Origin of the sequence: Tractidigestivibacter sp. (assembly GCF_050946515.1) — a bacterium.
Lineage (GTDB): Bacteria > Actinomycetota > Coriobacteriia > Coriobacteriales > Atopobiaceae > Tractidigestivibacter.
The window spans coordinates 56,015-67,849 of the sequence record NZ_JBMNUX010000011.1; the positions used below are offsets into that span (position 1 = coordinate 56,015).

At 62.9% G+C, this 11,835-nt stretch carries 10 protein-coding genes; 3 read left to right on the forward strand and 7 right to left on the reverse strand.

Going from position 1 to position 11,835, the window contains the following annotated elements; genetic code table 11:
* Positions 1 to 2: 2 nt before the first annotated feature.
* The 6 genes from ACOYJL_RS07650 to ACOYJL_RS07675 form a co-directional block, all read right to left on the reverse strand.
* The gene (locus ACOYJL_RS07650) at positions 3 to 704 is read right to left on the reverse strand and encodes an ABC transporter ATP-binding protein (RefSeq protein WP_433569629.1); all 702 of its coding nucleotides are present in this window, start codon (positions 702 to 704) and stop codon (positions 3 to 5) included.
* A gap of 95 nt (positions 705 to 799) precedes the next feature.
* Complete coding sequence (locus ACOYJL_RS07655; protein ID WP_433569630.1) at positions 800 to 1,381, reverse strand: DJ-1 family glyoxalase III; 582 nt, start codon at positions 1,379 to 1,381, stop codon at positions 800 to 802.
* A gap of 136 nt (positions 1,382 to 1,517) precedes the next feature.
* Positions 1,518 to 1,976 carry a PTS sugar transporter subunit IIA gene (locus ACOYJL_RS07660; protein WP_433569631.1) on the reverse strand — a complete coding sequence of 153 codons (459 nt, stop codon included), beginning with the start codon at positions 1,974 to 1,976 and terminating at the stop codon, positions 1,518 to 1,520.
* Between the two features lie 142 nt (positions 1,977 to 2,118).
* Positions 2,119 to 3,258 (reverse strand): glycerate kinase family protein, encoded by a 1,140-nt coding sequence (locus ACOYJL_RS07665; RefSeq protein ID WP_433569632.1) that lies wholly within the window; start codon positions 3,256 to 3,258, stop codon positions 2,119 to 2,121.
* Between the two features lie 36 nt (positions 3,259 to 3,294).
* A complete protein-coding gene (locus ACOYJL_RS07670) occupies positions 3,295 to 6,606 on the reverse strand; it encodes an ABC transporter ATP-binding protein/permease (RefSeq protein ID WP_433569633.1) in 3,312 nt (1,103 codons plus the stop codon).
* A 138-nt stretch (positions 6,607 to 6,744) separates the two neighbouring features.
* Entirely contained in the window at positions 6,745 to 7,260 is a 516-nt protein-coding gene (locus ACOYJL_RS07675; protein WP_433569634.1) for a YhcH/YjgK/YiaL family protein, read from the reverse strand.
* Positions 7,261 to 7,395: 135 nt separating this feature from the next.
* On the opposite strand from ACOYJL_RS07675, the gene ACOYJL_RS07680 reads away from it, so the two are divergent.
* The 3 genes from ACOYJL_RS07680 to ACOYJL_RS07690 are packed head-to-tail and all read left to right on the forward strand — an operon-like array spanning position 7,396 to position 11,229.
* Positions 7,396 to 8,286 carry a P-loop NTPase gene (locus ACOYJL_RS07680; protein WP_433569635.1) on the forward strand — a complete coding sequence of 297 codons (891 nt, stop codon included), beginning with the start codon at positions 7,396 to 7,398 and terminating at the stop codon, positions 8,284 to 8,286.
* 2 nt (positions 8,287 to 8,288) lie between these two features.
* On the forward strand, positions 8,289 to 9,524 hold the full coding sequence (locus ACOYJL_RS07685; RefSeq protein ID WP_433569636.1) for an NAD(P)/FAD-dependent oxidoreductase: 1,236 nt from the start codon (positions 8,289 to 8,291) through the stop codon (positions 9,522 to 9,524).
* Positions 9,525 to 9,570: 46 nt separating this feature from the next.
* A complete protein-coding gene (locus ACOYJL_RS07690; protein WP_433569637.1) occupies positions 9,571 to 11,229 on the forward strand; it encodes an FAD-dependent protein in 1,659 nt (552 codons plus the stop codon).
* Positions 11,230 to 11,349: 120 nt separating this feature from the next.
* Here the strand turns inward: ACOYJL_RS07690 and ACOYJL_RS07695 are convergent, their stop codons facing one another.
* Positions 11,350 to 11,829 carry a Zn-ribbon domain-containing OB-fold protein gene (locus tag ACOYJL_RS07695; RefSeq protein WP_433569638.1) on the reverse strand — a complete coding sequence of 160 codons (480 nt, stop codon included), beginning with the start codon at positions 11,827 to 11,829 and terminating at the stop codon, positions 11,350 to 11,352.
* Between the last annotated feature and the right edge of the window lie 6 nt (positions 11,830 to 11,835).

The window sequence follows — 11,835 nt, forward strand, 5'->3', positions numbered from 1 at the left end:
GGCTACCACTCGACCGTCATGGCATCGACGGGATGCTGGTTCGTCTGTATTGAGGAGGCCTTGCCCTCTCGAATGTGGATGACCCGGTCGGCAATCTGGGTGAACGCCGAGTTGTGCGTCACGATGGCCACCGTGCAGCCGCGCTCGTGGCAGGTGTCCTGCAGAAGGCGAAGCACCTGTTTGCCAGTCACGTAGTCAAGCGCGCCAGTCGGCTCGTCGCAGAGCAAAAGCTTTGGGTTCTTGGCAAGGGCTCGGGCAATGGCGACGCGCTGCTGCTCTCCTCCTGAGAGCTGGGCCGGAAAGTTGTCGGCACGCCCAGAGAGCCCCACCTCGTCAAGAACCACGTCTGCGGGAATGGGATCGTCGCAGATCTGGCTCGCAAGCTCGACGTTCTCGCGTGCCGTGAGGTTCTGGACAAGGTTGTAGAACTGGAAGACGAAGCCAATGTCGTGCCTGCGATAGAGCGTGAGCTCGCGCTCAGAGAGACAAGAGACCTCGCGGCCGGCAAGCGTGATGGTGCCCGACGAGCAAGAGTCCATGCCTCCCAGCATGTTGAGGACCGTCGTCTTGCCGGCGCCCGACGGGCCGACGATGACGCAGAGCTCGCCCTTCTCAATGTCAAAAGTCATGCCATCGACGGCACGGACCTCGACCGAGCCCATCTGGTAGACCTTGGAGACGTCCCGAAACTCGACGAACGACACGACGCTCACCGCCTGAACGATGTGGACAATAGTCAGATTATTCCCCAGCCGGGAATTCCGCTTGACATGATTAAGAACCTTATCGACGGACGGCGCTAGCGCTCAAGCACGATTCGCGGCTTCAGGTTCTCAGCAGCCTCGTCGCCCAAGAACCAACGCACGATGGCCAAGCCGAAGTCGATGGCGGTGCCCATCCCCTTGCTGGTGATCACGTTGGTGTCGACGACGGCGGGCTCCTCGGAGAGGATGGCCCCGTTCTCCACAAGAACGTGCTGGAAGTTGGGGTTTGAGGTTGCGGGGCGCCCCATCAGAAGACCGAGCTCAGCCAAGATGGAGGGCGCGGCGCAGATGGCGGCTACGCCCTTGCCCGCGCGGTCGAACTCGACGAGCTTGTCGCAGAGCGGCCCGCACGCCTTGAGGTTGAGCGTGCCCGGCATGCCTCCAGGGAGCACGAGCATGTCATAGTCATCAAAGGAGAAGCCTTCGTCCTCGATGGAGCGCTCGCAGACAATGGTCACCTCATGCGAGGACGTAACGGTGTGGTCGGCCACGATCGAGACCGTGTCAGAGGGGATTCCCGCACGATAGAGCAGGTCGCGGACCGTAAGGCCCTCGATTTCCTCGAGCCCCTCGGCAACAAAGATGGCCACGCGCCGATCTGTCGTCTGTCTGAACATGCTCTCTCCTCTCGTCTGCGTTGCGACACAACCCCAGTCTACATGCCGAGCTCCCCCACCTCAGAAAAAAACGCGCCCCGCATACGTGCGAGGCGCGCAAAGAAGCGCTGCGGAGCAGGGCGGAAATTCCGCGAGCTTACTCCTCGTCGATGCCAGCGTTGATGGCGTCAGCGATGGCCTGCTTGTCATCGGTGCCACGGACGAGGCTCTTGAACTCGTCCCTCATCAGCAGAACGGCGGTCTTGGACAGCAGCTTGATGTGCGTGGTGCCAGCCTCGCCGGCGGGAACCAGCAGGGCAATGCAGATGTCGACGGGCTTGTCGTCGAAGGACGGCCACTCAACGGGGGTGTCATTCTTGTAGACGATGACGACGGCGTTCTTGATGGCGTCGGCCTTGGCGTGAGGGACCGCGAAGCCGTCGGTCATGCCGGTCTCGCCCATATCCTCGCGTGCGAGGAAGGCGTCGTACACGGCGTCAGCGTCGTCAGCGGCGCCGAGCTCGACGGAACGTTCAGCGATGAAGCGGAGAATCTCCTTGCGGTCCTTGCCATGCTGGTTGACGAAAACGTCTTCTGCCTTAACGAAATCGCTCACTGGTGTCTCCTTCGTAACGTGGTTTTTCGTGCGCAAACGCAACACCATGTATTCATCATAGCTGCTTAGCCAACTTCAGAATAAGAAAAATGGCGTCAAATAAGGTCTTGCAGAGATTGACTTCGGCTTTTTGCCTTGAGAACTATCCGAGCCGTGCCCCCAACGAAAGAAGCGAGAAGGTCCGCGCCGCGGCAAGCCGCAAGTTCCGCTCTGCCTGGGAAAGCGCCTGGGAGATGTCGCAGACATCGATGACGCAGGGGACAAGCGCATCGATTCCGCAGGCGAGAAGCTCCTGGGCATCCGCGTCCATGCCTCCGACGAAGGCCACGCAGGGAACTCCATTGGACCTGCAGCGCGCCGCGACCCCGCTTAGGAGCTTGCCGTGCGCCGACTGCGCGTCGGCATGCCCCTCCCCAGTGAAACAGAGGTCTGCGCCCGCAAGGGCGGCGTCCATGCCGACGAGGTCAAGCACCCAGTCGACGCCGCGGACCATCTCGGCGCCCAGGAAGGCGCGCGCCGCCGCCCCAAGGCCTCCTGCCGCTCCCGCGCCCGAAACGTCTGCAACGCGGATTCCAAAGGTCTTCTCCAAAACGGCGGCGTAGCTGGCCATGCCGCGCTCGAGCTCCTCCACCATCTGGGGCGTCGCGCCCTTCTGCGGGGCAAAGACCCGAGCGGAGCCGCGAGGGCCCACGAGCGGGTTGTCCACGTCGCACATCACGTGGAAGCTTGCCTTGCGAACGCGCGGGTCAAGGCCGGACAGGTCGATGGCCGACACGCGCCCCAGGTCGGCGCCCACGCCCTCGAGCTCGCCGCCCTTCTCGTCGAGAAAGCGCACGCCTAGCGCACGCGCCATGCCCATGCCGCCGTCGTTTGTCGCGCTACCTCCAATGGCAAGCGAGATGTCAGTCGCGCCGCGCTCGAGCGCGTCAAGTATCAGCTGACCGGTCCCATACGTGGAGGTGCGCAGCGGATTTCTCTCCGCAGCAGTCAGGAGCGGAAGCCCCGAGGCCGCCGCCATCTCGATGATGGCGCGACTGTCGGGAAGAAGGCCGTATGCCGCTAGGACTGGGTCGCCAAGGGGCCCTGACACGCGCACGTACTCGCGCTCTCCGCCAAGCGACGAGACGACGGCGTCCACCGTGCCCTCGCCGCCGTCCGCCACGGCAAGGCGGGCGACCTCGCAGCTGCCAAAGGCATGCGTCGCCTCGTCCGCCACGATGTCGGCAACCTGCCCGGAGGAGAGGCTCCCCTTGAACGAGTCCGAAGCAATCACAAGCTTCATGTTTCCTCCCAGCCCTCCGTCTTCGCAGTTGCTTCCCTACTCGCTTCTCAGCGCCTCGACAGGATCGGACTTGGACGCCTTTCTCGCGGGGATGAGGCCGGCGATGAAGGTGAGCAGCACCGAGATGCCAATCAGCGCAAGCGCGTCTTGGGGCGGCAGCTGTGCCAGGTTGGCGACGTTGAAGTGCTCCTCGATAAGGACGTTTGCCGGAATCAGCAGAAGCAGCGTTATTAGGATGCCCATGAGGCCTGCCACGAAGCCCTCGATGATGGTCTCGGCATTGAACACCTGCGAGATGTTGTGCTTGCTGGCGCCGATGGAGCGCAGGATGCCGATCTCCTTCTTGCGCTCGAGCACCGAGATGTAGGTGATGATGCCGATCATGATCGAAGAGACCACCAGCGAGATCGAGACGAACGCAATCAGCATCGTCGTGACCATGTTGAGGATGTTGGAGACCGAGCTCATCATGGCGCCCACCATGTCCGACCAGCTCACGACCTTGTCGTCCTCGCCAGCGGCCGTCCGCATGTCGTTGTAGTCGTTCAGGATCTCGGTGATGGCGTCTTTGGCCTCAAAGTCGCGAGGATAGATGTCAATCTCGTAGGGCGTGCTCAGGTCTGCGTAGCCAAGCTTGGAGAGGTTGCCCTCATAGCTTGCGGTGCTCCCGCTCAGGATCGAGCTCATGATGGCGCGCAGGTCGTCCTCGGTCAGGTTGAACTGGAAGGCTTCGGCCAGCTTCGACTCGTCGACCTGCATGGCCCCCGCCATGTTGGCCATCAGGTTCTCCACAGAGCTCGTAAGCGCGCTCTGGAGCTCAGACTGGATCTGCTGGGTCATCTGGGTCATGACCTGAGACAGGGCCGACTGCAGGTACTGGCTCATGGCGTCGGTGATCGCCGTGGTGAGCGATGCCGCGACCTTCTCTTGGTACGCCGCAAGCACCTTGTTGACGACGTCCTCGCTCACGCCCTCGGGCGTCGTTTCAGAAGAGCCCGTCAGCGAGCCAAGCGCCGTCGCGAGCTGGGTAGAGAGGTCATCGGTGTCAATGGCGTCGTTCACGGCAGCGCTGATCTTTTGGCGAACGTCGTCGGTGGCGATGTAGTCGGCCACCGTCTTGTCAGTGTTCTCCTGCTGCCAGGTGGTCCAGCCCTGCGCAACCTGGGTGAGCGCCACGGCAAGGCGCTCCTGGCCGCCGTCCTTGAACTTCACGGTGATGCCCGAGAGGGCCTCCACCACCTGCTCTTCGGTAAGGTCTGGGAAGATCTGCTGCAGGTCGTCAGCGGTGAGCTCCGGGATATCGGAAGAGTCGATCTCGAGGTCAGAGAGGTCAATCTCGGGGACCGTGATGCTCGAGAAGTCCATGTTGGAGAGGTCAAGCGAGGAGAGGTCGATGTCGGAGACGCTGCTGGCGATTGCCGAGGTGTCGATGGAGAACGCCGACTGAAGGACCTCCCCGTCAATCGTGATCATCGACGAGAGGTCGAGCGAGTCGGTATTGCCTGCGGCCTCGTCGGCAAAGGTCTCTCCCGTGAAGACGTCGACGTCGGGGTTTGCCAGCTGGTCGGCCACGATCTGCGAGTTGGAGGCGTCCTCGATCACCTGCATGGTGAGCTCGCTTGTGTAGTAGATTCCCGAGGAAAGCGTGTGGGTCTTTACCTCGGACTTTGGCTGCACCACGCCGACGATGTGCAGCGTGCGGCCGCCCTGGACAAGGCTCGTCATGTACTCTGTGTCGTCCGATCGGTCAGACCAGACGCCCAAATCAGACTCGTAGCTGTACATGTCGGAGGCGTTCACGAGCGAGAACGTGGGCTCCATCAGCTGCTCGTAGGTATAGGTGTTGGTCGTCTCGTCGCTGTCGACGTCCTCGCCCGAGAGGTACTGGCTCACCATGTCCTGCAGCTCGTCGTGGTCGCGAAGCCCCATGTCGTACTCAAGCAGGTCGGGGATTGTCCCGTCGTCAGAGAGCACGAGCACGAGCTCGTCTGCCGCCTCGGGCCAGCGGCCGGCCTTGACGTCGTACTGGTCTTGGTAGAGCTCGGCATTCTCGGGAAGCTGGCTGAAGATCGAGAAGGACATGCTCACGGAGGACGAGCTGTCCGAAGAGTTGATGCCCATCTCGGTGAACGAGGTCTCGGGATTCACCTGCAGAAGACCGTCGGAGGTGTCAGAGAGGAAGATCTGCGGCGTGACGTCGTACTTGTACTCGATGTCGGTCGCGTAGTCCTGGATGCCGCCACCGTTGGCGTCGAGGTACTCCTTCAGCGAGGCAGTGTCGTTTGACCCGACGTTCGAGGCGATATCCGCAACGAAGGCCGACGAAGACACCTCGCCTTCCGTCCCCTCGTCCGTATTCCCCTCGAGCTCGTCCACGCGCTCGCTTTGCGCCGAGGAGAGCATCGAGCTCATGTCGACGCTCTCTTGGTCGATCTCGATGGGGTAGACCGAGAGGGTCTCCTCCTCCACGTCGTGGATGTAGTCGTTCACGCCATTTGCCAGCGCCAGGATCGCCGCGATGCCGATGATGCCGATCGATCCCGCAAAGGCAGTCATGATCGTGCGGCCCTTCTTTGTCATGAGGTTGTTGAACGACAGCCCCAGCGCCGTGAGAAACGACATCGAGGTGCGGCGCGCCGGCTTTGCCGGTCGGCGCTCGACGGTCGAGGGGTCAAACGGCATCGAGTCGGAGGTGATCTGGCCGTCGCGGAGCTCTACGATGCGCGTGGCGTACTGATGGGCAAGCTCGGGGTTGTGCGTGACCATGACAACCAGGCGGTCGCGCGAGACCTCCTTCAGAAGGTCCATGACCTGCACCGACGTCGCGGAGTCAAGCGCGCCGGTGGGCTCGTCTGCAAGCACTATCTCGGGGTCGTTGATCAGGGCGCGCGCGATGGCCACGCGCTGCATCTGACCGCCGGAGAGCTGGGAGGGCTTCTTGTTCACGTGCTCGGAAAGGCCCACGTCTGCAAGCGCCTTCAGGGCGCGCTCGCGGCGCTCTGCTCGCGAGACGCCCGAGAGCGTCAGCGCCAGCTCGACGTTCGCGAGAATCGTCTGGTGAGGAATGAGGTTGTAGCTCTGGAAAACGAAGCCGATGCGGTTGTTGCGGTAGGCGTCCCAGTCGCGGTCCTTGAACTTCTTCGTGGAGATGCCGTCCACCAGAAGGTCGCCTGAGTCAAAGTGGTCAAGGCCGCCGATCACGTTGAGCATCGTCGTCTTGCCCGAGCCCGAGGGACCAAGAATTGCCACGAACTCTGAGTCACGGAATGCCACGCTCACGTGATCGAGAGCCACTTGGGTGAAGTCGTCCGAAACGTATTCCTTGCATATGTCTTTAAGCTCAAGCATCGACGCTCCGGGAGATGTCGCAGGTTATGAATGCTAATAAAAACCAACAGCAACATACCCGGGGCGACAACGTTTAATCAAGCTGCTTTTAAGCCTTGCCTTGAGCCTGCCACAAAACCAAATGAACGATTGCGGCCCTTAGGCAACGAGCACCTTCACGCACGCCTTCTTCAGGTGGCTGGGGCTCTCCCCCTCGGCATGGCAGCCGGGCTTGTGCGCGTCTGCCGGATAGGTCACAAGGATGTCGCCCGGAACGAGGGTGATCCACTGCTCGCGACCGGCAGGAAGCGTGCGAAAAAGACCGAAGTCGTCCTTCTCGCTAAAGGCGCCCACGGGCTCGACCTCGTCCATGCTTGCAACGCAGATGCGCTCGGTGCCCTCGATGCATACGTGAATGTCGGCATAGCGGCGGTGTGCCTCGAAGTCCTTCTCGGAAGGAGCCACCGTGTCGAACTCCATCACGTTGGCAAACACCTCGTCGCCCATGATCTCGTTTCTGCCGCAGGGCAGCGCCGCAAGGTCGGTGGTGCGCAGATACTCAAGCGCGCGTTGCATGCGCTCGGCGCGAACGTCGTTTTCAGCTGCGCCTTCGATGGTCGAGAAGATCATGGGCCCTCCTTGGTTGTCGTTTTCGCTTGTATCAGTATGAATCATCCGCGCTCTGTGGAGCCTTGCTCCTTCGGCATGCTGCGTTTATTTCGCAAAGGCCCTAAAATGGCTTACTAGCTGTGCGGAATCACCGCCTACATACGAGACGACAGCCGCGCGAGCGGCAGAGGGAGACAGCAGATGGCACAGACGGACGAAGAGAAGATTCGCCAGGAGATGGACGAGGTCATGCACGGCGGCTCTGGCAAGGCTCAGGGACAGGCTGGCCCGGCCGCCTTCCAGCAGAACGACGCGAGCAAGATTCACAACGTGATTGGCGTCATCTCAGGCAAGGGCGGGGTCGGAAAGTCGCTGGTCTGCGGCATGCTGGCCGTCGAGCTTGCGCGCCAGGGCAAGCGCGTGGGAATCCTGGACGCCGACGTCACCGGCCCCTCTATCCCCAAGATGCTGGGTCTGGGCGGCGTGCGCGCCATGGCGCAGAACAACCTGATCCTGCCGGCCATCACCGAGGGCGGCATCGAGGTCATGAGCGCCAACTTGGTGCTTGAGCACGAGACCGACCCCGTCATCTGGCGTGGCCCTGTCATCTCTGGCGTCATCAAGCAGTTCTGGGAGGAGTGCGCCTGGGGGGAGCTCGACGTGCTGCTCGTCGACATGCCTCCGGGAACGGGCGACGTGCCCCTGACCGTCTTCCAGTCGCTGCCCGTTGAGGGAGTCGTCGTGGTGTCCTCGCCGCAGGACCTGGTCCAGATGGTCGTTGGCAAGGCATTCAACATGGCCAAGCTGATGAACGTGCCCGTGCTTGGCCTTGTCGAGAACATGGCCTACTTCACCTGCCCCAATTGCGGCGAGAAGATCTGGCCGTACGGCCCCAGCCGCCTTGAGGAGACCGCCAAGGCCTACGACATCGACGCGCTGGACGAGCTGCCGATAGACCCCAAGCTTGCCGCGGCATGCGACGCCGGGACGCTCGAGCGCGAGCTTCCGCAGGACGCGCTCCCCAAGGCCGCCGCTGCCGTGAAGGCGGTCTGCGGGCTCAGCGACGCAAAGCGCGCTGCCGGCCTGGAGTAGCCGTGGCGCCGCGCGCAAAAAAGCCATCGCGAGCAGAGCGGACCCGTCAGCTGGAGAAGCGAGCCTCGGCCGTTGAGGTGCCGTCCTCTGCAGACGTCGTGATCTGTGGAGGGGGCGCCGCCGGCATTGTTGCCGCCATCTCGGCGGCAGAGGCCGGCGCGCGCGTCGTCGTGCTCGAGCGCGCCCTCGAGTGCGGCAGGACGATCCTGGCGACGGGCGGCGGCCGCTGCAACTTTGCGAACGCGCGCCTCGACATGGCTCACTACAGGAATCCCGAGTTCGTCGCGGCCGTCGCCGGTCCCTCGTTTCTGGACGACGTGCTGGGGTTTTTCTCCAACTGCGGCCTTGGCTGGGCAGAGGAGGCCGAGGGGCGCCTCTACCCCATCACGCGCGAGTCGTCCACGGTGCGGGAGGTGCTGCTTGCGCGAGCCGCGAGGGCAAACGTCACCCTGGCATGCGGCCGAGAGGCGAAAGGGATACGGCGCGGTGGGCAAAGCGGGCAAGGGCTTGAGGTGCGCTATTGCGATACGTTCGGAGGCAAGGAGCCCCGCACGATGACAGCCAACGCCGTGGTGCTTGCGACGGGAGGCGGAAGCGCCAGGACGGCCGAGTCGCTGGGCATTCCCACGGTGAGCGAGCATGCAGCGCTCTGCCCCCTTGCCTGCAAGGGGCTTGACTTTGCTCGGCTTGACGGCCGTCGAGCCCACGCAACGGCAACGCTCTCGCGTGACGGCAAGACGCTCGCGGTCGAGAAGGGCGAGGTCCTCTTTCGCCCCTATGGCATCTCCGGGATTGCGACCTTCAATCTGTCGCGCAAGGCCCAGGCTGGCGACACGATCGCGCTCGACTTTCTCCCAACCTTGTCCCTCAAGCAGGCTCGCGCGCTCTACGCGCGCGGAAAGGGCGCCATGGGGCTCCTCGACGACGAGCTTGCGCATCAGCTCTCGCGGACGGGCGATGTCGTTGCGGCGGCAAAGAGCTGCAGGCTTCTCGTCTTGGGCACCACAGACGAGGGCCACGCCCAGGTGAGCGCAGGAGGCATTGCGACAGGCGCGCTTGACCCCTCGACGCTTGGGGCATACGGCTGCCCTGACCTTTTTGTCTGCGGCGAGGCCGTGGATGTAGACGGAGACTGTGGCGGCTTCAACCTTGCATGGGCTTGGAAAAGCGGCATGGTCGCTGGGAGCGCGGCTGCCAAGAGGTGCCGCGAAAAGCGGAAGTGTCGCGACCAGCGTTAGAATAGGACCCCAGCGATAGCACATTGATTTTCGGCAGGGGCGACATATGGTAGAGGTCAGCGGCATTCGTATTCCTGTAGGGCGGCTCGACGGCACAGATTCTCGCGAGCTCACCGCGCTACGACGCGCCCTCTCCAAAAAGCTGCGCATCCAACAGAGCCAGATTGTGCTGATCGAGCGCCGTCGCAGGTCGATTGACGCCCGGAAGCATGGTGAGGTGCAGCTCATCTATACGGTGCGAGTCTCGCTTGCCCCAGAGCTTGACGAGAAGGAGCTTGTCGACGGCCTCGTTGCAAAGGACGGCGCGAAGAACGTGAGGCTTGTGGACGAGAAGCCCGCAAGCTATCCCTCCCCCATCGCATTGCCTGACGACGGTCCGACCATCGTCGTGGGTGCAGGGTGCGCAGGGCTGTTCTGCGCGCTCTCGCTTGCGCGCGCAGGGCTTCGCCCGCTGGTGGTGGAGCGTGGAGACAACGCGTCGCGCCGGACGCGCGTGGTAGTGCGGCACACCAGGACCGGCGAGCTTGACCCTGAGAGCAACATCCAGTTTGGCGTCGGGGGCGCAGGGACCTTCTCTGACGGCAAGCTCCAGACCGGCACAAAGAGCCCCTATCACAGGCTGATCCTTCAGACCTTTGTTGACGCAGGTGCTGACCAGCGCATTTTGTGGGAGGCAAAGCCGCACATCGGAAGCGACGTGCTGCCCGAAGTCGTTACCCGGATTGTCTCGATGATCGAGGAGGCCGGCGGAGAGCTGCGCTGCCGCTGCCGGCTGAGAGAGCTTGAAATCTCCAACGGCAAGGTTAGCGCCGTTGTGCTCGAAAGCCATGACCCCACAACGGGAATCGTGAGCGAGGAGAGAATCCCCTGCTCTCGCGTCGTGCTTGCCTGCGGGCATTCCGCAAGGGACGTGTTCGAGATGCTGCACGAGCGCGGCGTCTCGATGGAGCGCAAGACATTCGCCATGGGCGTTCGCATCGAGCACTTGCAGGCAGACGTCGACGGCCAGCTCTATGGGAAGGAGGCAGGCAACCCGGTGCTTGGCGCCGCCCCCTATAAGCTTGCCGTCCACCTGCCGTCTGGAAGGAGCGCCTTCTCCTTCTGCATGTGCCCCGGCGGCTACGTCGTTTCTGCAGCAAGCGAGCCAGGTGGGGTCGTAACCAACGGCATGAGCCTGTCGGACCGCGCTGGGAAAAACGCAAACGCTGGGCTTCTTGCCAACGTCTTCCCGACTGACCTTCCCGGCGACGACGTGCTCGCAGGTGTCGAGCTGCAGCGAGCCTGCGAAAGGGCGGCCTTTGCCGCCGGAGGAGGCGGCTACGTGGCGCCTGCGCAGCTGGTCGGAGACTTCCTGCAGGGAGCAAAGTCAAGCGGGCCGGGCTCGGTTGAGCCCACCTACCTACGAGGCGTTGCTTGGGGAGACGTTTCTTCCTGCCTTCCCTCCTACGTTTCCGATACGATTCGCGCCGCCATCCCAGAGATGGCCCATAAGCTGCACTGCTACGGCAAGCGCGACGGCGTACTGACCGGCGTCGAAACGCGCTCGAGCTCCCCGGTGCGCATTACGCGAGGGTCTGACTACCAGAGCGTCAATGTGGCGGGCCTGTGGCCGGTTGGCGAAGGCGCTGGCTACGCGGGCGGCATCATGAGCGCGGCGACCGACGGGCTGAACGCCGCCGACGCGATTCTCCGCTCGCTTGTCTAGCACATGGGCACGGCGACCGCAGGCCACTGGCAAGCCGAAAGCTTCTTCGACAGCACGCGGTCGCGCCACACAGAGACATGGCGCGACCGCTAGCACGGGGTGGTTGGCCTAAGAGCGGCTTTAGTCTATGAGTCGAGCGACGGGAATCGAGTTTCCAGCAACCTTCCTGATGTCGATGTGAACGCGGCGAGGCAGCGTCTTCAGCGCGGGCCACAGGTCGCGGTTGTACATGACCCCGAAGCCTCCAACGAAGCACTGGATTGACGGGCCGTCGTCGAGCACGACCTCGCCCCAGACGTAGTTGCTGGTTGCAGGCTGCTCCTTCCAGCCCTTCTCCTTCTGCAGGTTCTTCAGCTTGACGCCATCGATGGTCGAGAAGTCGGAGAACTCAGGAAGCGTGTCTCCCGTGGGGCTGAAGATCTTGAGGGTGCCCTCGGGTTTGAGCTCGATCTCCTCAAGGTCGGGGCTTCCGCACTTGTCACAGAAGGCTACGTACTCATAGCGGACGGCACCGCACTTCTTGCAGCGCTGGCCTGCGAGAATCCCCTTGTCCATGGCCTTGTAGAACTCTTCGACGTAGTTGCGATACGTATTGATCATGCCTGT